The organism is Bacillus sp. 165 (assembly GCF_017742235.1).
In the GTDB taxonomy this organism is placed as follows: Bacteria; Bacillota; Bacilli; order Bacillales; family Bacillaceae_G; genus JAGHKQ01.
On record NZ_JAGHKQ010000005.1, the window covers coordinates 141544 to 163613 of the forward strand.

A 22070-nucleotide genomic window follows, 5' to 3' on the forward strand; every position below is an offset into this window, starting at 1 on the left:
AATCTTACAATATCCATCTTATAAAAGAAATCCCTACTTTACAACTGTAAATTGCAACTAAATGATTGAATACGATGAAGTAAACGATTCCATGAGTATTATCACAATATTCAGCTTCATTCGTCCCTATCCACATAAACAACTGAGCCGTCTGTTCCAAATACATTTGAAGATAGTTAAAACTACTTCTACTTATTGACTATACGTCATACGTTTTTTTCATATATTACTTTTTATGGAAAAAAACCTGATTTTACAGGAATATCTTCACTCTTTATCCATATAATTATTATATTAAATTAACATACTAAACAAAAATCTTAAATTCGAGTATTTTTCACAGAAAATCTTCTGTTTTCTTCATATTTCTCTATTATTCTCCTTTTTTCTGAAAGATAATAAAATTGTTCATCACATAAACAAATATCATGTTTGTATAGTTCCATATTACTTCTTTACAGAAGATAAAATATAAACCCCATACAAAACAGCCTTATTCTTCTTATTGACGAATAAGGCTGTTTTTTTATCTATCTTATACTTACTCTTTTTTATCGCCTAATGCAAATGTAATTTCTGCTTCGCAAGCCACTTCGCCGTTGACTGTTGCGATTGCTTTTCCTTTACCGACAGGTCCGCGCACACGGATGATCTCAACCTCAAGGCGAAGCTGGTCACCCGGGCGTACTTGGCGCTTGAAGCGGCAATTGTCAATTCCGCCAAAGAAAGCAAGTCTTCCGCGGTTTTCTTCTTTTTTCAAAATAGCAACTGCGCCTACTTGAGCAAGTGCTTCTACAATAAGAACGCCTGGCATTACCGGATAATCCGGGAAATGGCCATTGAAGAATTCTTCATTCGCCGTTACATTTTTGATGCCGATTGCGCGCTTTCCTTCTTCTACTTCCAAAATTTGATCAACAAGCAAGAACGGATAACGATGGGGGATAATTTCTTTAATTTGCTGAATATCTAACATAGGAACATCTCCTTTAATACGTGGTCCTACCACTTAAGTATGTTCTTATTATACCACTTGTCCATCAAGAAAGTCCCTTAAATTAAACACCCGTCTAATATGAAGAGATGAGAGGTCATTCTTTTCATACTAGACGGGAATGGGTGCTGCTTCATTGTACAAAATTATTCCTTTTATGTACATAGGTTTTATCGGGATTATAGTAAAAAATTTTAAACTTCATCATGATATAAATGAGGTACAAAAGAGTCCGTTTGTCGATCAATTATGTAGGGTATCGATGACAAAGAGATAAAACAGGTTTCTCCATATGGAGCATACTGCAGCCTTCTTTTGTACCTCACCTTCATTATACACAATTAATATACAGAAGGACAATTTGAAATTAGTTTTTTTACATATTTTATCTTTTTTTCTATAAATTTCTTTATTTTTGCATTATTTTCTTATAAAGATTTCATCAGAGGACTGAATTTTAAATAAAAAATTATAAAAGGACAAGATGAACGCTTGTCCTTTTAAACTTCAGCTTGTCCGACTTCATACAAGTATGAAAAAACGAGCTGACGATATTAAAATATGTTGCGGCGAGGCAGCTTATCGATGTTTTCAAGCATGATGCCTGTTCCGATTGCTACGCATTGCATTGGATCTTCTGCGATCAGAACCGGTACTTTTAGTTCTTCTGCTAACAGCATGTCGATTCCGTGCAGTAATGCGCCACCCCCAGTCAAAATCACACCGCGGTCAATGATGTCCGCTGCTAATTCCGGCGGAGTACGCTCTAGTACACCTTTTGCAGCTTGTACAATGACATCTGCATTTTCTCTTAGTGCATGCTGAATTTCTTCTGACTTAACTGTTACGGTACGCGGTAATCCTGTTACCATATCACGTCCGCGAATATCAATTTCTTCGTTGCGTGCTCCAGGGAATACAGTGCCGACTTTGATCTTGATATCTTCTGCTGTACGTTCCCCGATTAACAGCTTGTAATGACGCTTAATGTAGTTTAAAATCTCCATGTCAAATTTGTCGCCTGCCATTTTAATGGAGGAGGAGGTAACAATATCACCCATGGATAGAACAGCGACATCCGTTGTACCTCCACCAATATCCACCACCATGTTACCGCTTGGCTGGAAGATATCCATTCCTGCACCAACTGCAGCTACCTTCGGCTCTTCTTCTAAGTACACTTTTTTGCCGCCGCTTTTTTCAGCAGCTTCACGAATAGCTTTTTGCTCAACAGACGTAATATTTGTCGGACAGCAAATCAAAATACGCGGCTTAGATAAAAAGCCTTTTACATCCAGTTTATCAATAAAATGCTTCAGCATTGCTTCTGTTACGTCAAAATCTGCGATGACTCCATCTTTTAACGGACGAATTGCGACAATATTGCCGGGTGTACGCCCGACCATGCGTCTTGCTTCTTCCCCAACAGCTAATACTTTTCCTGTATTACGGTCGATCGCTACTACAGACGGTTCGTTTAATACAATACCTTTACCTTTCACATGAATCAATACATTGGCTGTGCCAAGATCAATCCCGATATCTCTCGCAAACATTCTTTTCCTTTTCCTCCTTGATTCTTCGCTCATTAGAGCCCCGAATTCTTTTACACCTAATTTATAATTTTATCACAGTTTATATCCAAGCGTAACAAGTGAACAATACAATATGTGAAAATTTTTCTATCGTTAGTTTACCCAAGGATAAAAGAATGTTTGCTCAAGATTTTTTATTGCTTGACAATTTTTTCTGGTTCTTCTTTACGATACTTTTGTTTTGTTGCTTCCCCGCCGCGAAGGTGCCGAATTGATTTATGATAATCTAGAATTTCTTTCACTTCATTCGCCAACTCCGGGTTAATCTCTGGCAGACGTTCTGTGAGGTCCTTATGAACAGTACTTTTGGAAACTCCAAACTCTTTCGCAATGACGCGAACTGTTTTCCTGGTCTCCACGATATACTTTCCAATCTTGATAGTTCTCTCTTTGATGTAATCGTGCACTCCACTCGCCTCCCTAAATTGGATGTGAGAAGGGTGAAATGAGACTCGCTGCGTTATACTCGGATGTAAGTTCGCCTGCTGCTTTTGTCGTGATACCCTATTTTTTATAATAAATTGATCCACGATTTCTCACCTCAAACGCTCTCATTGTTGGGTTTATACCATTGTATTGAGAGAAGGACTGATATATGCTACATTCATTGCAATTTTGCGGACTAAGTTGACAAAAATTACATGTTTTTATAAAAATTTTATGAATTGAGTCAAATGGAGGGTGTGATGGAGAAAAATATCTTGCTTCCAATGGATTATGTATCAGATAAATTGCAAAGCCTCTTCGTCAACTAATATAAGAAACAAAAAAGATGTGTCCTGTACAGGGCACATCTTTTGTCCTTTTTATCCACGGGCAAGAAAAGCTTTATGAAAGGCTTGTAGTACTTCTTCTGCCTCATGCTTATCTTTAGTATGGTATATTTCTATTTCACCAGCTGCTGTTTTAATAAAAATAGAGTATGTAGAACTATTAAAGCGAAATTTAATCATAGCAGCACCCCAAAAAACCACACACAATCCGGCTAGTATTGCATTGCTAAAGAGAATGCCTAGAAGTAATGTAACGCCACCAATAATGGCTAAGTTTTTTTCCCAAGATAAATCGGGCTTCGTTTCTTTCTTTCTCGCAGATGTAATATTAGCCATGGCATATACTTGACCAGATGCATACACTCTCGTTCGTGTAATATTCAAATCGCCCTCATAAAAATATTGATCATTTACTACCTGCTCCATTATCTCCCCTCCTATACTCATCCCCTTACCCCCTTAATTATATAAGAATTTTTATACTGTCGATATACAAAAAATAAACCTGCCCGAAAGCAGGAACAGCATAATTATTCATCCGGCTCAAATTTCTTTTCCTTCTTCTCATCCTCAAGGTAGTCCCAGCTGTTGGCATGAGTGCCATCGCTCCCCATGAGGATGAGTGCCGCCGCTAAAAATAATAAGATAAAAATAATAATAATGACTGATACAACCGACATCTTCATCCCTCCTTTTTCTAACACTATATGCACGGACAACGAAAAATAGAAAAAGCTTCGAGCAAAGGCCCGAAGCTTTTTAGAGCACTTCATGTATTCAAAAGTTGTCTAGTTTTCTAGACAAAAAAATCAGCTCCTCAAGCGTAATTCGCATTTGAAGAACTGATTGTCCCGATAATTAGTTTGCGCTATCTTCGTCAGAAGACTTTTGCTTTTCTTTGTCATCAGAAGGCTTGTCTTCGTCTTTTTGCTGCTTTTCATCTTTGGCAGGTTCTTTTTCGTCACCTTTGTCAGGAGTTGTGCTGTTTTGCTTATCTCCGTCTTGCTTCGGATCTTTGTTATCATCTCCAGCAGCTTTTTGCTGTTCAACCTTCACTTGACCCACTGGTTTTTCTAGATATGTTTCTGGATTTACCGCTGTGCCGTCTTTGCGAAGTTCATAATGAACGTGATAGCCAGCTTGTTTATTTACTTCACTTAAGCCTGCTGTACCAAGTACATCACCTTGTACAACCATATCACCGGATTCTACTTTCAAATCTCCTAGGCTTTGGTAGAATGATACAACACCATTTCCGCTGTCAATTTCTACTACATAACCAAGAAGAGGGTCTTTTTCCGCTTTTAATACTGTACCGCTTAATGCAGCAACGACTTCAAAGGATTTGCCGTCTTCTGCCGCAATATCGATACCTGTGCTCGGCATATACGTATTGTTATAGAAAACAAGTGCATTTTCTTGCTCTTTTTCAGATGCTGTGTCGTCATAGAATTTTTTCTTAACAACCGCTTTGCTTGCATCCACTACTGGCATTTTCACAAGTTCAGTTGGCTTAGAAACTGGAACAGCCGGAGTTTCCTTTTCTGTTTGGCCAAAAGGAGTGGCCTGATTACCGTCTTGATCCTTATTAACCGCTTGATACCAGAGTGCTGCAGTTAAAATAATAGCTGCACAAACGATATAAACTGTTGGAAATACCCAGCGCTTTTGGAATAAGCGCACTACTTTTCGAGAAGTATGCTTTTTTTCTCCCTCTCTCATTGTAACATCACCTCAGCAATCATTCTGAACAAAATCCCATCAAACTATACATAAGGCAAACTGATTATTTTTCGACAGAATCCATAAAATTATTCATGATTTTTGTAAAATTTCCGAGGAAATGAAAGAAATAGCGATAAAATCTCAATCAATAAACAACTGATACACTCTTCCTTTTGTTATGCCAACATGTTTTAAACCCATAGACATGAGTATTTTAGTAGCAATGTGTCTGGATGGAAGCTGAAGAAATCCTCGCAATTGTTGGTTTGTAATTGTAGGAGAGATGAGAAGCGCATAATCCTGCAGTGTTTCTATGTGGGCGTCCTTGGATGAATAGTTGCAAGAAGAGCATAGCCATGAATGTCCCTTTCGCTGCATCGGAATCAACCGGCACTCGGGACAATGCACCCCTTTTAACAGCTCGATTTCGTCAATACGAAAACGCTGCAGAATGTTAGAGGAGATAGGAGTATGGCGCTTCAATAAACGAGCGGAGAGCCTTCGCAGTTCCTGTTCGGAGAGCTTTTGTTCCTTATGCTTCTTCTCGAATGATTCTATTTTGGATACAAGACTATCTCGGTGGATGACAGTAGGAAGATGGTGAGACGCTTTAATAATGGTGGAGGGGCTGCTGATAACGACTAATGTTTCGATGGGAACAGCCGGGAATTTATTTGTCTGCAGCCACTCATTCAATTGAGATAACTGGCGTTTCACCTGTAATAACGGGCTAGGAAACCCTTCTTCTTTCCCGTTCATAGTTCGGGTGAGCTGATGAAAGGTGCTATCAAAGTAAAGTGTTCCGGTAATATTTTTTACTTCAATTATAAGAAGAAAGCATGGAGAAAGAATCAGTGTGTCAAGCTGAAAAAAATGAGGGGGATTCAAAAGGCGAAGATCATGGAAGATGAAATATCTTTTTGGGGGAAGAAAATCCAAATGGTAATCCAGTGACTGTTCACCCCGATAGCCGGCCATGCTTTTAGCAAGCTCCTCTTCAATGATAGGTCGCTTCGGGTGAAAGGGTGGCAGCCTTCGCATGAGAGCTTCTAATTTCCGGATCTTCAGCGGCTTTTTACGCTCTTTTTTGATCATGTTATCAACTCCTTGAAGGAAGTATTCTAGAAAAAGGAGCTCGTCCCTTCTAGAGGTATCACATTTGAAGAATCCTGCTGATATTGCTTTGATTTTCACCATAATTGCTCCATTTTATCGGGTAATTGCTCCGATTTTCATTGAAATTGCTCCAAATGAACACATAATTGCTCCGCTCCATAAAAAAATAGCCGAGGTCCTCCCCGGCTATTGCTTCGCAGTCAGCTTTTGTTCGTATTCATTTATGCTGGCGATTGTTACTCCTGTGTAATAATGATTGAGAATATCTTCATAGCTCTTTCCTTCCTTTGCCATGCCGTTTGCACCATATTGACTCATCCCGACGCCGTGACCGTAGCCTTTTGTTTTGATGACAATCTGCTGTCCCTTTTGCTCCCATGTAAAATCGGAGGAGCGAAGACCAAGCTTTTCGCGGATTTGTTTTCCTGTAAGTGTTTTGCCGTTAAAGTTGACCAATCCTACTCTCTGCCCATCTGTGCGGGATACTATTTTTCCGACGGTACCATCTTTTGCAATCGTAATGCCTAATTTCTTTTGAAAATCAGCAATACTAATTGTTTGACTGCTGGAAAACTTAGGCGACTCCTTATCCCAAGGGCTGTTTACGCTTTTTAAATAAGGAACAGGGCTGCCCCAATAGTCCTCTGAGTTCTCTGTGAAGCCGTTACTCGTCGAAAAGAAGGAAGCGTTAATCGGGGCATTGTTATACGTAAGAACTTGTCCGGCGGTCGCTGCGACGGCTTCGCGAACTCGTTCGATTTTCCATTCATACTCTTTGCCCCATTGTTTCTTAAGCTCCTCTTCATTTTTAAACACCTGGTCATTAATTGTGTCCGATATATTCGCTTGATCTGGGACTCCGCCTTGTTCGTTCAGCATAGTCTTCACAATAAACGTGCGGGCTGTCAGAGCTTGTGCTTTTAATGCCTCCAGTTCAAAATCAGCTGGCATTTCTGCCGCAACTACACCGACAACATAATCTTCGATAGGGAAGGTTTCCACCATTTTTTGCTTGCTTCGGTATACAGCGACTTGCACAGCGCTCTGTGAAGAAGCGGGTATTGCTGCTGGTTCCTTCTCTTTTTTTGCAAGATTCCCGCTCGCCTTCTCATGAAAGGGCAGCACTAATAAAGCTGGCACGAGGATGACAAGAACAAACAGCACCGAAAGGAAAACTAAAAGCGGCTTCGTCATTTTCATGCCTGTTTCTTCCTCCGTATGTCATTTTCTTGTATACTCCATTCTTATGGCTCAGGACAAGCATTTAGAACAAGAAAAACATCCAGAGTACAGAAGCCGTGCATATCTACCGCTGTATTTATTTAAACTTATTTGGGAATTGCTTAACGATGCCTTTAGTAAGGGCATCCGCGAGCACAATGATATGATCCTCCCCTTTATCGAAAGCAATAATATTGCCCTGCCAATCTTGTTTGATTCTGGCCACAGCCTCGTCAGTTACCATTTTAAGATGCGTATATAATAGTTCTTTTAATTCTGTGTTTGACCAGTTTGGATTGACGCTGCTTAACAAATTAGCAATATCGTCTGCATTCTTGTACCATTCTTTATTGTATTTTTCCAGATTAGCCTGGTCTCCTTTTTTCGCTGCCTCAACTATCTTTCCCGCCACTAGTATATGTTCTTTTAATAACTGGGTTAACTTATCTCCGGCAGCAACACCATAATACGGTTTCATTGCATTTCCGATATCCTCTTGGTTTTTTAACAATCTGGCCAATACCGCCTGTTGATCGTCTAATCCTCCTACACTGCTTATAATATAATTTCTTGTCCATACCACATGATCAATCCATAGCTTTCGCAAATCAAACATTACCTTCACTTTAGATGAGCTGTAACACTGATTTTGTACGTCCGCCTTAACTGGGGCAGCTAAGCATACAAACAGCATAGCCACTAGCGAAAATCGCAGGAATAATTTTTTCATGCTTCTCACTCCTCTTCTTGTTTTTACAGGCATCCACCCTTCCTTACTTAGTTTTAAGAACTTGCTTCTTTTTCATTCTCAAAAATCCTATAGCATGATGTATGTACTATAGTAGGAACCACCTCGTGATAAATAATATTTTTATTAATTGAATTTTCTAAATTTTTATCATAAAATTGTATATTCTTCCTTCCTTTTGAGCATAACAAATGTAGAACCTCATCTTGATCTGAGGTAAGGAATACTTCCATCCCTTATCCCCCTAGGGATGGAAGTGCCTTTTAGTCTATGGGAGCTGAACGGCCCAAAATGCTTTTCTAATTAAAAAAGAAGCCGGTGGGCGGCTTCTTATGCGTGAAGATCGGAAGTGCTTTGCTCGGTTACCGACTCTTCTGTGTGTTCTTTTATACGTTCAATATCTGCACCTAGTGCAGCCAGTTTACCATGGAAATTTACATACCCTCGGTCAAGATGCTTGAGTTCTGTTACGCGAGTGTATCCGTCTGAAACAAGGCCGGCTAGAATTAATGCAGCAGCGGCACGCAAGTCTGTTGCTGCTACTTCAGCTCCTTGTAAATCAGATGGACCATTCATGATAACGGAACGACCTTCGATTTTAATATCTGCATTCATGCGGCGGAATTCTTCAACGTGCATAAAACGGTTTTCGAACACCGTTTCTGTAATCATGCTCGTTCCTTCCGCTTTCAAAAGAAGGGACATCATTTGGGATTGCATATCTGTAGGGAATCCCGGATGCGGCATCGTTTTAATGTCCACAGCCTTCAGCTTTTCAGGACCAATGATGCGAACACCTTCTTCCTCATCAATGATTGTAACGCCCATTTCTCTCATTTTCGCTGTCATAGAGCTAATATGCTCCGGAACTGCGTTTTCGATTAAAACATTTCCACCTGTAATCGCTGCAGCAACCATGAAAGTTCCTGTTTCAATTCGGTCAGGAATAATATTATGGCGAGTTCCATATAATTTGTTGACACCTTGAATACGAATCGTGCCTGTTCCTGCACCTCGTACTTTTGCGCCCATTCCATTTAAGAAATTCGCTAAGTCAACGATTTCTGGTTCTTTTGCAGCATTTTCAATTACTGTCGTACCTTCTGCCAATACTGCAGCAGACATAATATTTTCTGTTGCTCCTACGCTTGGGAAATCAAGATATACTTTCGCCCCGCGTAATTTTCCTTCTGTGTATGCTTCTACAAAGCCATTGCCTACCTGTACCTTTGCACCCATTGCTTCAAAGCCCTTTAGGTGAAGATCAATAGGACGGGAACCGATTGCACAACCTCCAGGCAATGCAATTCTTGCGCGTCCTGTGCGAGCAAGAAGCGGACCCATAACTTGAACAGACGCACGCATTTTCCGTACATATTCAAAAGGCGCTTCAATATTAAGCTCCTTTGATGCATCTACAATTACTTGACCGTTTTCGAATGATACTTCTGCATTTAGATGTCGTAACACTTCATTAATTGTATACACATCGGAAAGAGCTGGTACGTCACATATAACATTTTTTCCTTCACTCGCTAATAAAGATGCAGCGATTACTGGTAAAACAGCATTTTTAGCGCCCTCTACACGCACAACACCATTCAACCGATTTCCGCCACGGACGATGATTTTTTCCAAGTTATTCCCCTCCGTGTCAATATTTTCACGTTTCATTTTCAATCTATTTAATACTCAGACGTAATAATTGGTGTGCCAACCACTATGGCCGTCTTGTTGTTTGTTTTACGCAAAGCCACTTGTACATTCATTTTCTCTCTCTCTGTCAGAAGAGCGTCATTCCACTTTTTAGTATATGCTGATACCGAAACGAATGCTTCTTCCTCTACTGCTTCAATGGGCTTTGCTGAAAAAGATGTTAAGATTTGACTTGCTTGTTTTTGCAAAACACCTTCCATATTATCACTCAAAACCCCTCGAACACAAGTATAAATTGTAGGTTTTTGGCTAAAAATTTTATCCATTTCTTTACGAATTTGGGCTGAAAACGCTCTCTTTTTTTTATCGTCCCAATGCTGCCCTTTTACTTCGTAAATTAGAAATGTTTGATACTTAGTATTGACCTTTGTGGCTGATACAACCAGTCTTTCTTCGTAATTTGATAATTTTTTTACAGCCGTTGCTTTATATTGACCTTCCTTATGCTCTATCGTCCATTTGACATCGCCAGAACGCTTCTGTACATCCTCTAGCAGCTCATTGAACGTATGTAAATCAGTCACAGAGTACTTCTCTTCACGTGCGTATAAAGACCAGCCTGTAAGCTTGATGTCCTTCTCTTTATAGACATCCGCTATTTGGGCCAGCTTATCTGTTTCAAGTGCCGCATGATCGTAGCCAACTAGAAAAATTACAATCCCTGCTGTTACAGCCATTAAAGCTTGCATCATTTTCCCCATCGTTTCTCCCGCCTTTCCTAGTACCCATTGTTAACAGGGGATAGGAGATGTATACGAAAAAACGGGGGATTTTGGTTTACAAATTTCGTGGAATTGTCTAGAGAAGAAGGCGGACCGTGTCCACTTTTCTTACACAAATTATTTAAAAATATATGGCAATGATTTAGAATACCCTAAGTAGTCTAAAAAGAAGTTGCTAACCGCTACTCCAATCGCAACAGTTACTAAAATTAAAAGCACTCTCGCTTGCAAAACCCGCCCTTTTTTTATCAATCGTTCATAATGAACGCCTTGCAGCGCCCACCAAGTAAGAGTAATAAATAGTAAATGCGAGCATATGGCAATAAGTGCATGTTGCCCTAACATTAACTCCATGCTTTTCACCTTCTCAAAGGAAAATAAAAAGTGCAGAGCATCCATGTCTCTGCACTTTTGTCTTGTACATTATATCATTTTATTTTCCAGGCGTCATAAAATCGCGAAAATCAAAATTCGTAAAGAAAAAGTCATATCCAAGCGCAGGAAGAATACCGAGAAGAACAGTTCCTGCTGCACAAAGTACGATAACAACTGTTATATTCCAAGGAAGCGATACCTTTCCTGCTCCCTTACGGAAAAATATTTGCTGAAGCACGCGGAAATAGTAATAGAACGATATGACCGTTCCTGCCATCATAACGGAAGCTAACACATAATGTGCCGGCTCCACTACAAACGCCCCGATAAAGATATTTACTTTTCCAATAAAGCCTGCCGTTCCAGGAAATCCTGCCAGCGATAGAATAAAGACTGCCATCATAACGGCCGCAAACGGCGAACGGCGGTATAATCCAGCAAATACATCCAGTCCTTCGCTTGCTGATGTACGAAGCAGTGCGTGAATGATGGCAAATACGCCGATGTTCATCAGTATATATGCGAGCATATAAAACCACATGCTGTCAATCATAAACGGTGATAATGCCACAAGCGGCACAAGCAGGTAACCGGCATGTGCAATGCTCGAATATGCGAATAGCCGTTTAACATTTTTGTATTGCTTTAAAGCAGCAGTATTACCCGCAACTATTGTAATACCAGCTAAAACTGCAATATACATTTTCATATCTGCTAAGAAAGATGCCGTTCCGCTTGCATCTGGAATCGTCGCAAACACAGATAGGAAAATACGCAAAATAATTACAAATCCGGCAATTTTGGAAACTGCACCGAGAAAGGCTGTAACCGGAGTTGGCGCTCCTTGATACACATCCGGCGCCCACAGATGAAAGGGAACCGCTGCCAGCTTAAAGGATAAACCGACAAACATAAGCAAAAATGACAGAGATAATAAGAAAGCAATATCGCTGTTGATGGATTGCACAAGTCGGCTCTGCAATTCTAAAAGGTTCGTCGTTCCTGTTACTCCGTACAGATAGCTCATTCCAAACAACGTAATAGCAGTGGAGATTCCGCCATTAATTACGTATTTCATCGCTGCCTCGTTAGATGCGCAGCTGCGCTTGCGAATGCCAACAAGGATAAACGAAGAAAGCGACAATAACTCAAGTCCGACAAATAACGTAATTAAATCCGCGCTGGATGCCATGAACATGGCGCCAAGCAAGGCAGTTAAAAATAAGTAATAATACTCGCCTTTATCTGTAATCGGATCTTTTTCCGTATCGCTGAGTGCCAAGAAAAACACAAGTCCTGCACCAACCAATAATAGTGTTTTGAATGCTTTGGCAAAGCTGTCCAAACGGAACGTTCCGTATAAAATTTCCACAACCGGTTCATTATAAAGTAAAATAAGCGAAGCCAAGGCAAGAACAACAGCCCCAAGTCCGATAAAACCGAGTACTCGCTGATTTATGCGATGTCCTGCCAATAAATCCAGTAGCGATAGAAGGATGGCTGCCAACACGATAATAAATTCCGGTGTCATCGTTTTCCAATCAAAGCTAAGAAGTGTATGCAAATCCATTCTATCCTACCCCCCTATCCCTAATGTTTGAAGCGTAGTGCTGATCGGCTCAGCCAATATGCTCGGCATAATGCCGATAGCTACAATCAAAAATATCAACGTAATTATAGGAATAAACTCCCATCCTCTTACATCAGCTGCGGTTCTATACGATTCCTTGTGAGTACCGAATGTCATCCCTAATACCGCTCGCAGTAAGTAGGCCGCGGTTAAAATAATTCCAAGCGTACCAACTGCCGCGATAATCGGCATACTGTTAAACAATCCTAAAAATGCGAAAAACTCGCTGACGAAGCCGGACATACTTGGAAGTCCAAGGGATGCCATTGCACCTGCCAATAAAAATCCGGATAAAATCGGAGTCTTTTTCGCTAAAGCACCGAGACGCTCGATATTAGATGTACCGAAGCGTTCCTCGATGAGACCGAGCAGAAAGAATAACAGTGCTGCAATTAAACCATGAGATACGACTTGGAAAATGGCGCCTTGTACACCCGCTGTATTTAAGGATGCCAAGCCCAATAACACGATGCCCATATGGGAAATACTTGAGTATGCCAGTACCTTTCGGAAATCGGTTTGGATGAGGGCTAGAAAAGCCCCGTACAATAAATTGATTACACCTAAAATGGCTAGCAGCACCGCAAATTTTTCAAACTGCTCAGGAAACAACCCCATTCCGAAACGAATCATTCCGTATGCCCCGATTTTTAATAACACCCCGGCATGAAGCATAACAACGGGGGGAGGTGCCTGCACGTGAACGTGCACCATCCAGCGATGCAGCGGAAAGATTGGCAGCTTGATGCCAAATGCCACAAGCAAGGCAAGGAACAACCCGACACGCAGCGATTCAGAAATCGGTGCAAACAAATGAGCTTGGTCATCATTCAATAAATCCTGAAGCATTTCCATATTTGCTGTTCCTGTACGGGCAAATAAAATGGTAAAAACAATCAGCAGGATAGCCGAGCCAATCCCGTTATAAATCAAGAAGCTGTATGCCGCTTTTTCGCTTGCAAACTTTCCAAAGCGTCCTACAAGGAAAAACATCGGGACAAGCGTCAATTCAAAAAAGATAAAGAACAACACTAGGTTTTCAGCAGCAAATACACCGAGCATCCCAATTTCGAGAATTAGCAGCAGCATGTAAAAACCGCGCACCTGCTGTTTGATAGAAAACGCCGCAATAGCCACCAATGTGCCAAGTACGGCTGTAAGCAGCATCATAACGAACGAAAAGCCGTCAATGCCAAGCTCATACGGGACATTGAAGAACTTCCCATTGAGCTCTGTAAAGTTACCAAATTGAATCCAGTCCGCTTTTTGAGAAAATCTATCAAACGAAGAGCCTGATAAGTAGGTTCCGTATAGTATTACAGAACATGCCAACGGTAAGATTGTAGCTGCCGTCCCGACAAAGCGGGCCGTACTGCTCTCCTCTTTCGGAACGAATAGCAATGCCAAAACGCCTAAAAGCGGGGAGAAGATAAACATGGTTAAAAAGAAGCTGTTCATTATAAGTACCCCCCTGTCACGGCAAGAATCACGAGCAGAATTGCTAAGCTGACAAATGCCACCGCTCCGTATACTTGAACTTGACCGTTTTGCAGCCTGGATCCGCTCAATGCGATTCCCTTAACCAGCGCTGCAATCCCCTGTGCAATGCCTTCAACCACAATTTTTTCAATATACTTAAGTACCACAGCGATCCCCTTTACCAGTGGCAGAATGGTTACTCCATATATTTCATCAATATAGTATTTATGCTGCAATATGCTATACCCTAGCGATTCCTCGTTTTCCTCTGCGTCCCTGCCTCTTCCATACCTCATGTATGCTAAGAAAATACCGGCAAAGGACACAAGCGTTGCAACAATAGTAATCCAAATAGGGCCATGCCCTTCATGGACCGTAAAGGCTACGTCTTCTGTCAGCCAATCCCCTAAAAATGTCCCAAACCAAGGTGTGTTGATATAACCGGCTACAACAGCCAAAACCCCTAGTACCATCATCGGAATCGTCATCACACTTGGGGATTCATGGACTCCCTTATATTCCATTCGCGGTTTCCCTGTGAAGACAAGAAAGTACAGACGGAACATGTAAAATGCGGTGAAAAATGCCGCTACAACAGCTACCCAGAATAAGGCATAGTTGCCATGCTCCCAAGCTGCGGTCAAAATCTCTTCCTTACTGAAGAAACCGGAGAAAAGCGGTACGCCGCTGATGGCAAGCGCCCCAATTAAAAACAGCATACTGGTCATCTTCATTTTATGGAACAGGCCGCCCATTTTTTTAATGTTTTGTGTATGTACAGCATGAATCACGCTGCCCGCCGCCAAGAAGAGCAAAGCTTTGAAAAAGGCATGTGTTGTTAAGTGGAATACTCCTGCAACATATCCCCCAGAACCTAACGCCAGCATCATATAACCGAGCTGACTCACTGTTGAGTAAGCAAGTACGCGCTTAATATCTGTTTGCACAAGACCGATGGAAGCAGCAAAAATAGCTGTAAATCCTCCAATAAAGGCAACGGTCATCATTGCGGTATCACTTGCTTCAAACAACGGAAACATCGTCGCTACTAAATATACACCTGCAGCAACCATCGTAGCGGCATGGATTAATGCTGATACTGGAGTCGGACCCTCCATCGCATCCGGTAGCCATGTATGAAGTGGGAATTGACCTGATTTTCCTATTGCTCCAACGAAAATTAAAATTGCCGTCAGCGTAATCATAGATTCGGAGATGTCACCGGCTTGAATGGCTTGAAAAATATCATTGTATTCAAAGCTGCCAACCTGCCAGAATAATAGAATCATCCCAATAAATAATCCCACATCTCCAATACGCGTCATAATGAACGCTTTTTTTGCAGCAGCCTTTGCTTCTTCCTTAAAGAAGTAAAAGCCGATGAGCAGGAAGGATCCAAGTCCCACGAGCTCCCAAAAAATATAAAGCTGTAATAGATTCGTAGACAATACGAGTCCCAGCATCGCAAATGTAAATAATCCCAAGTATGCATAGAAAATATGAAGTCTCTCATCCCCATGCATGTATCCCTTTGAATAAAGATGCACCAGTAAGCTGACAAGCGTAACAATAAACAGCATAAGTGCATTTAACGCATTGACCTCAAATCCAAATGTAATGGAGACATCCCCCATTTGCAGCCAGCTCCATTCGTCTTTGAATGTAGAAGCTGACAAGCGTTCAATCAATACGAGAATTGCACCTGCAAAAGAAAGCAAGGTAAGTGCTATGCCAATATAGCTGCTGCCCTGTTTCAATTTCTTGCCAACGAGGAGCAATAACCCAAACGATACAAGCGGGAAAAGCGGTATAAGCCAAGCATATTCCATCATCGTATTACCCTCCCCCTAATGCTTCAATGAATCCATTTCATCTGTATTAACAGTTGCGCGGTTTCGGTATAACGCAATCAGAATAGCCAGTCCAACCGCCGCTTCCGACGCAGCTACCGTAATGGTAAACAACGAGAAAATTTGTCCCGTGATGTTAGGGAACATTCCAAGCTTACTGAATGCCACTAAATTTAAGTTCGCCGCATTCAGCATAAGCTCAATGCAAATCAAGACGATAACCGTGTTGCGTTTGGTCAGCGCACCATACAAGCCAATGCAAAACAGGATGATTGCAAGAGAGAGATAAGCAGAAACAGGAATGTTACTCATCAGATTTCGCCTCCTCTGTTCCATCATCTTTCTTTGCCAAAATAATCGCTCCTACAAGCGCAGTCAAAAGCAGCACAGAGGTCAATTCAAACGGAATGATATACTTAGAGTACAACGTGAGGCCAATCTGCTTTGTATTCTCTTCATAAAGCGCCGGCTGTTGACTCAGTGATGAACCGGTAAAATCTAAGTTGTAAACTGCCGTATACAGCACCACCCCGAATGCTATTACTCCAATAAGGATAAGAAAGCGCTGCAGCACACTTCCACTTGTTTCTGTTTCGTCATTATGCTTTGTCAGCATAATGCCAAAAATCATAATGATAGTAACTGCTCCCGAGTAGATGAGCACTTGCACTACAGCTACAAACTCGGCAGACAGCATTACATACAAGCCCGCGATACTTAAGAAGGTAAAGACAAGCGCGAGCACCATATGCATGACTTTCGTTAAATTTAGCATCAAAATACCGCCTAAGATAGCGATCAATGCTAATACTGAAAACACCAGCAGCTCACCGCTCATGCCTTATTCTCCTTTCTCACGTTTGTATCGTTTTCATCGAGCCATTCTAAATTTTTAAATAAATCATCCCGCGTATATTCCGCCAGCTCAAAATTATTTGTCATTACGATTGCCTCTGTTGGACATACCTCCGTACAAAGATCGCAAAGAATACAAATTTCAAAATTAATATCATACGTATCTATAATTTTTCCTTTTTTCGTCGGGTCCGGATGTTTTTTTCCTGTTAACTGAATGCAATCGGTAGGACAAATTTGCGCACACTGATTACACACAATACACTTTTCTGGATAAAATTTTTGAATCCCTCGAAAACGGTCCGGCAGCGGAAGCGGCTGATTTGGATAATCATACGTAACTTTTGTTTTCGTCAAGTTGCTAAGAGTATATTTCAGGCCTTTCAATAACCCTACCATGCCATCAACCCCTTATTTGAATTTCTGTAACCGGCTCCTTCAGACGCAACGGACAAAATTCTCCGCTCTATTGTGCAGCCGAGATCCTTAGCTGACAGCGCTTTGCCGGTGGAATGTTTCTCTCAAACCTTATATTCTTGCCATTTAGAAAAACAATTCCTTTAATAAAGCTGTGAGAAAAATGTTTGCAAGTGCCACAGGGAGCAGCACTTTCCAACCAAATTCCATCAGTTGGTCTGCACGAAGACGAGGGAACGTCACCCGGAACCAAATGAGCAAGAAGACTACGGCACTAAATTTTAATGCAAACCATACAGCCCCAGGAATAAATCCTAAAAAGGCAACTGGCTGCCATCCTCCTAAGTACAGAACGGTTGTTAACGAAGCCATAGCGAAGAAGTATACATATTCAGAAAGCATAAAGAACGCCCAGCGAAACCCTGAATATTCCGTATGATATCCGGAAACGAGCTCAGATTCTGCTTCCGGCAAGTCAAACGGTGTACGATTCAATTCAGATACCGCTGCAATTAAGAAAACAAGAAATCCGATTGGTTGTACGAATATATGCCACACATGCTTTTGCGATTCAACAATATCATTTAAATTCAAGGAGCCTGCTAGAAGCACCACACCCAATACGCTCATAACGAGCGGGATTTCGTAGGAAATCATTTGGGCTGCAGCACGCATCCCTCCAAGCAAGGAGTATTTGTTATTAGAAGCCCATCCTCCCGTCACCACACCGATAGTAGTGATACCAGAAATTGCGATATAGTATAAAAGCCCTACACCAATATCCGCAAACTGAAATTTGTCGGTAAAGGGGATGGTCGCAAGCACCATAAATGCTGGAGCAAATGCAAGAACCGGCGCAAGAATAAATAATGGCTTATCAGCTGCTTTTGGAATCGTATCCTCTTTTATAAGAAGCTTTAATACATCTGCAACAGTCTGCAAGAGACCAAAGCGCCCGCCGACTTGGTTTGGCCCGACCCGTCCCTGCATAAAGCCCATGACCTTACGCTCAGCCAGAATGCCATATGTAACAAACCCTAATACTACAAGCAACAAAATCACTGCTAACCCAAAAAAGATAAAGAAGTTCGTCCAACCAGGAGTAGATTCTAAAAGGTTTTCAATCATCAACCGTCTACCTCCCCGAGCACAATATCAACGCCGCCTAAAATTGTGATTAAGTTTGCAATGTTTTCACCTTGCAGGAGCTTTGGTAAAATTTGCAGATTATAAAAAGACGGTCTTCGAAACTTCAAACGATACGGTTCTTTTTTGCCGTCACTTGCGATATAACAGCCAATTTCTCCTCTCGGTGATTCAATTCTTACATATGCTTCACCCTTCGGTGCTTTAATAATTTTCGGCACCTTGGCAAGAATCAGCTCTTCCGCCGGGAATTGCTCCACCGCTTGTTCCACGATTTTGAGGGATTCCTCAATTTCTCTCATGCGGCATATATATCGATCCCATGCATCTCCTGTATCCCCAACCGGAACATCAAAATCAAAGCGATCATAAATAGAATATGGCTCATCTTTTCGAAGATCCCACTTGACGCCCGTACAGCGCAGATTCGCTCCGCTTAAGGAATATTCGATAGCTTCTTCTTTTGTATAAATACCGATGCCCTTGACGCGATTCAGAAAGATTTCATTTCCTGTCACGAGTTCATGATAGCCATGAAGCTGTTCTCTCATATACGGTACAAACTCCCGCACCTTTTCAATCCATCCTTCCGGCGCATCCCATTTAACGCCGCCAACACGCATGTAGTTGAATGTTAAACGCGCACCGCATAATTCATTTAATAAATTAATAATCATTTCCCTTTCGCGGAATGCATAAAGAAACGGACTGACCGCCCCAATATCCAGTAGATTTGTCCCCCACCATACAAGATGGCTGGCAATCCGTCCCAGCTCCATAGCAAGGACACGTAAATATTCAGCGCGCTCCGGCACATCAATACCCATCATCGTCTCTACAGCATGACAGATAACATAGTTATTCGTCATGGCCGATAAATAGTCCATGCGGTCTGTATACGGAATAATTTGTGTATACTGCAGATCCTCTGCCAGCTTTTCTGTTCCACGATGAAGATACCCAATTACAGGTGTAGCTTCCTTAATGATTTCCCCGTCTATTTTAAGCACTAAACGGAATACACCATGTGTACTTGGATGCTGCGGACCAACATTAAGAAGCATTTCTTCAGTACGAATCATATTTGCTACACCTCCACATCAAACGGTTCATAATCTTTACGAAGAGGATGCCCTACCCAATCATCCGGCAATAAAATACGCTTTAAGTTTGGATGCCCTTCAAAAACGATTCCCAATAAATCATAAGTTTCCCGTTCCGGCCAATTGGCTCCTTCCCAAATCGACGCGGCAGAAGCAATCTTCGGTTCTTCTCTATCAATCTTTACTTTTATAGCGACAGATTGCTTATTTTGATAAGAATATAAATGCAGATACACTTCCATATGAGTAACAAAATCCGTACCATGCAATTCAGATAAATAATTAAAAGCAAGCTGCTCATTATACTTTGAAAATTCTGCTATTTTAAAGTATTTTTCCTTATTTATCACAAGTGTCGGTACATCCTTGGACAAACGGTTAATATATGCTTCCTCAAGTGCACCCTTTCCAAAATGCTCTTCAATCACCCTTACATACTTATCTAAAAACGGCTGGTTTGGTGACGGCTTCTCTTCAGCTGGCGCAGCTTGTTCTGCTTTACCTGCTGCCCGTGCCTTCGCAGCGGCTGCGGCTTTTGCTTTGGCTGCAGCGATCGCCTTCGCCTTCTCATCGCCTCCGGCTGCCGTTCCTCCTTGCTTCGCTAGCGCGGCCGCTTTCACTTTTGCTGCTGCCGCTGCTTTCGCCTTCGCTTTTGCCTTTTCTTCATCTCCTGCTGCATCCCCGCTCCCGGCTTGCTGCTTCGCCAACGCTGCCGCTTTTGCCTTCGCGGCTGCCGCTGCTTTCGCTTTTGCTAAGGCAATCGTTTTCGCTTTTTCATCATCGTCGGCTATTCCCTCTGACTTCGACGCCGCTCTCTGCCTTGCCAGTTCCAGCGCCTTTGCCTTTGCTTCCGCTGCTGCTCGCTTCTTCGCTTCCTCTACGCTCTCCGCTGGACCTTCCTCTTTCGACGCCGCTCTCTGCTTCGCCAGTTCCAGCGCCTTCGCCTTTGCTTCCGCCGCTGCTCGCTTCTTCGCTTCCTCTACGCTCTCCGCTGGACCTTCCTCTTTCGACGCCGCTCTCTGCTTCGCCAGTTCCAGCGCCCTTGCCTTTGCTTCCGCTGCTGCTCGCTTCTTCGCTTCCTCTACGCTCTCCGCTGGACCTTCCTCTTTCGACGCCGCTCTCTGCTTCGCCAGTTCCAGCGCCTTCGCCTTTGCTTCCGCCGCGGCTCGCTTCTTCGCTTCCTCTAGGCTTTCCGCTGAACCTTCCTCTTTCGATGCGGCTCTCTGCTTCGCCAGTTCCAGTGCCTTCGCCTTTGCTTCCGCTGCTGCTCGCTTCTTCGCTTCCTCTACGCTCTCCGCTGGACCTTCCTCTTTCGACGCCGCTCTCTGCTTTGCCAGTTCCAACGCCTTCGCCTTTGCTTCCGCTGCTGCTCTTTTCTTCGCTTCCTCTATGCTTTCCGCAGCTTCATCTTGTAGCGCATTTTTGCTTTCTTCCTTCGCTTGTTGCTCTACTGCAGCTTGTCTTGCGGCAAGCTTTTTCATCGCTGCTTCTTTCGCTTTTGCAGCAGCTTCCTTTTTTAATTCATCTAAGCTCTTCTTTTCATCGCTCATCGATTCGTCACCTGCTTTCCGGTCTTGGCTTCATAACGAATCTTTTCCTTTAATTTGTTAATTCCATAAATCAATGCCGCCGGGTTTGGTGGACACCCTGGAATATAAACATCCACAGGCACGATTTGGTCAACTCCTTTTACAACCGCATAAGATTTAACGTACGGTCCTCCTGCTGTGGCACAAGATCCCATAGCGATGACCCATTTGGGTTCCGGCATTTGGTCGTATAAACGACGAACGATGGGAGCCATTTTTTTCGTTACTGTTCCAGAAACAATCATAACGTCAGATTGACGAGGAGAGGTACGGAAAAATGAGCCGAACCGATCCAAATCATAGTGGGAAGAACCTACCCCCATCATCTCGATTGCACAGCATGCTAGTCCAAATGTCATCGGCCAAAGAGAATTGCTTCGAGCCCATCCCTTTAATTGTTCTAACGTAGTAAAAAATATATTTTGTTCTAACTCTTTCATTTCATCTGGGTGAAGTTGATTGAAATTTATAGCCATTTTAGCACCTTCTTCTTCCAAGCATAGATAAGACCAATAAGCAGCATCACAACAAAAATGAGCATTTCAACAAGTGCAAACAGCCCCAATTCATCGTATGCAACAGCCCATGGATATAAAAAGACCGTTTCCACATCAAAAATGACAAATAATAATGCAAAAATATAATACCGAGCATGAAAACGCACATTAGCTTCATGAAACGGTTCAATACCGCTTTCGTATGTAGTTTGCTTTGCTGCACTCGGTCTGTTTGGACGAAGCAGCTTTCCAATCGTTAATGCAACCATTGGCAGCAAAATACCTAATAATAAAAACACAACTACAATAACATAATTGTTCTGATACACATTGAACATCATGATACCTCCCCTCAGATTTATATGTCGTCCCAAGCATATCTTCATAAAAACTTATGATGCTTTCACATTATTTATTATTTTTTAATTTTTCAAAAAAATGTAATCGTAATCATTATATCAAAGTTTAACTTCGCATGTCGACATCTTGAATATAAGAAGCACACAATGTATCTGATAA

The 22070-nt window shown here is 42.0% G+C and carries 23 protein-coding genes; all 23 read right to left on the bottom strand.

Features of this window, described 5'->3' with window-relative positions:
• Positions 1-541 precede the first annotated feature (541 nt).
• Positions 542-976, bottom strand: coding sequence for a 3-hydroxyacyl-ACP dehydratase FabZ (fabZ, locus tag J7Q84_RS10055; RefSeq protein WP_209094400.1), 435 nt, complete (start codon positions 974-976; stop codon positions 542-544).
• A 572-nt stretch (positions 977-1548) separates the two neighbouring features.
• Positions 1549-2550, bottom strand: coding sequence for a rod shape-determining protein (gene mreB, locus J7Q84_RS10060; protein ID WP_209094401.1), 1002 nt, complete (start codon positions 2548-2550; stop codon positions 1549-1551).
• 173 nt (positions 2551-2723) lie between these two features.
• Positions 2724-2996, bottom strand: a complete 273-nt coding sequence (gene spoIIID / locus J7Q84_RS10065) for a sporulation transcriptional regulator SpoIIID (RefSeq protein WP_209094402.1) — start codon at positions 2994-2996, stop codon at positions 2724-2726.
• Between the two features lie 399 nt (positions 2997-3395).
• A complete protein-coding gene (locus J7Q84_RS10070; RefSeq protein WP_209094403.1) occupies positions 3396-3788 on the bottom strand; it encodes a DUF6232 family protein in 393 nt (130 codons plus the stop codon).
• A gap of 104 nt (positions 3789-3892) precedes the next feature.
• Entirely contained in the window at positions 3893-4042 is a 150-nt protein-coding gene (locus J7Q84_RS10075; RefSeq protein WP_209094404.1) for a hypothetical protein, read from the bottom strand.
• A 178-nt stretch (positions 4043-4220) separates the two neighbouring features.
• A complete protein-coding gene (gene spoIIQ, locus J7Q84_RS10080) occupies positions 4221-5084 on the bottom strand; it encodes a stage II sporulation protein SpoIIQ (RefSeq protein WP_209094405.1) in 864 nt (287 codons plus the stop codon).
• Positions 5085-5228: 144 nt separating this feature from the next.
• A complete protein-coding gene (locus J7Q84_RS10085; protein ID WP_209094406.1) occupies positions 5229-6182 on the bottom strand; it encodes a nuclease-related domain-containing protein in 954 nt (317 codons plus the stop codon).
• A gap of 207 nt (positions 6183-6389) precedes the next feature.
• A complete protein-coding gene (spoIID, locus tag J7Q84_RS10090; RefSeq protein ID WP_209094407.1) occupies positions 6390-7403 on the bottom strand; it encodes a stage II sporulation protein D in 1014 nt (337 codons plus the stop codon).
• 118 nt (positions 7404-7521) lie between these two features.
• Complete coding sequence (locus J7Q84_RS10095; RefSeq protein WP_209094408.1) at positions 7522-8154, bottom strand: glycosyltransferase; 633 nt, start codon at positions 8152-8154, stop codon at positions 7522-7524.
• A 348-nt stretch (positions 8155-8502) separates the two neighbouring features.
• Positions 8503-9810, bottom strand: a complete 1308-nt coding sequence (gene murA, locus J7Q84_RS10100; protein WP_209094409.1) for a UDP-N-acetylglucosamine 1-carboxyvinyltransferase — start codon at positions 9808-9810, stop codon at positions 8503-8505.
• 47 nt (positions 9811-9857) lie between these two features.
• Positions 9858-10589, bottom strand: a complete 732-nt coding sequence (locus tag J7Q84_RS10105; RefSeq protein ID WP_209094410.1) for a YwmB family TATA-box binding protein — start codon at positions 10587-10589, stop codon at positions 9858-9860.
• A 138-nt stretch (positions 10590-10727) separates the two neighbouring features.
• The gene (locus J7Q84_RS10110) at positions 10728-10964 is read right to left on the bottom strand and encodes a DUF1146 family protein (RefSeq protein WP_209094411.1); all 237 of its coding nucleotides are present in this window, start codon (positions 10962-10964) and stop codon (positions 10728-10730) included.
• A gap of 79 nt (positions 10965-11043) precedes the next feature.
• The gene (nuoN, locus tag J7Q84_RS10115; protein ID WP_209094412.1) at positions 11044-12555 is read right to left on the bottom strand and encodes an NADH-quinone oxidoreductase subunit NuoN; all 1512 of its coding nucleotides are present in this window, start codon (positions 12553-12555) and stop codon (positions 11044-11046) included.
• Positions 12556-12561: 6 nt separating this feature from the next.
• Entirely contained in the window at positions 12562-14073 is a 1512-nt protein-coding gene (locus J7Q84_RS10120; RefSeq protein ID WP_209094413.1) for a complex I subunit 4 family protein, read from the bottom strand.
• Positions 14073-15926: an NADH-quinone oxidoreductase subunit L gene (gene nuoL, locus J7Q84_RS10125; protein WP_209094414.1), complete on the bottom strand. Its 1854-nt coding sequence runs from the start codon at positions 15924-15926 to the stop codon at positions 14073-14075. The genes J7Q84_RS10120 and nuoL overlap by 1 nt, the downstream gene beginning before the upstream one ends.
• Before the next feature lie 15 nt (positions 15927-15941).
• The gene (gene nuoK / locus J7Q84_RS10130; RefSeq protein WP_209094415.1) at positions 15942-16256 is read right to left on the bottom strand and encodes an NADH-quinone oxidoreductase subunit NuoK; all 315 of its coding nucleotides are present in this window, start codon (positions 16254-16256) and stop codon (positions 15942-15944) included.
• Entirely contained in the window at positions 16249-16782 is a 534-nt protein-coding gene (locus J7Q84_RS10135; protein WP_209094416.1) for an NADH-quinone oxidoreductase subunit J, read from the bottom strand. The genes nuoK and J7Q84_RS10135 overlap by 8 nt, the downstream gene beginning before the upstream one ends.
• On the bottom strand, positions 16779-17198 hold the full coding sequence (gene nuoI / locus J7Q84_RS10140; RefSeq protein WP_209094417.1) for an NADH-quinone oxidoreductase subunit NuoI: 420 nt from the start codon (positions 17196-17198) through the stop codon (positions 16779-16781). Before nuoI ends, J7Q84_RS10135 begins: the two co-directional genes overlap by 4 nt.
• Before the next feature lie 144 nt (positions 17199-17342).
• Positions 17343-18344 carry an NADH-quinone oxidoreductase subunit NuoH gene (gene nuoH / locus J7Q84_RS10145; RefSeq protein ID WP_209094418.1) on the bottom strand — a complete coding sequence of 334 codons (1002 nt, stop codon included), beginning with the start codon at positions 18342-18344 and terminating at the stop codon, positions 17343-17345.
• A complete protein-coding gene (locus tag J7Q84_RS10150) occupies positions 18344-19444 on the bottom strand; it encodes an NADH-quinone oxidoreductase subunit D (RefSeq protein WP_209094419.1) in 1101 nt (366 codons plus the stop codon). The genes nuoH and J7Q84_RS10150 overlap by 1 nt, the downstream gene beginning before the upstream one ends.
• 5 nt (positions 19445-19449) lie before the next feature.
• A complete protein-coding gene (locus J7Q84_RS10155) occupies positions 19450-21015 on the bottom strand; it encodes an NADH-quinone oxidoreductase subunit C (protein ID WP_209094420.1) in 1566 nt (521 codons plus the stop codon).
• A complete protein-coding gene (gene nuoB, locus J7Q84_RS10160; RefSeq protein ID WP_209094421.1) occupies positions 21012-21530 on the bottom strand; it encodes an NADH-quinone oxidoreductase subunit NuoB in 519 nt (172 codons plus the stop codon). Before nuoB ends, J7Q84_RS10155 begins: the two co-directional genes overlap by 4 nt.
• Positions 21521-21889, bottom strand: a complete 369-nt coding sequence (locus J7Q84_RS10165) for an NADH-quinone oxidoreductase subunit A (RefSeq protein ID WP_209094535.1) — start codon at positions 21887-21889, stop codon at positions 21521-21523. The genes nuoB and J7Q84_RS10165 overlap by 10 nt, the downstream gene beginning before the upstream one ends.
• Between the last annotated feature and the right edge of the window lie 181 nt (positions 21890-22070).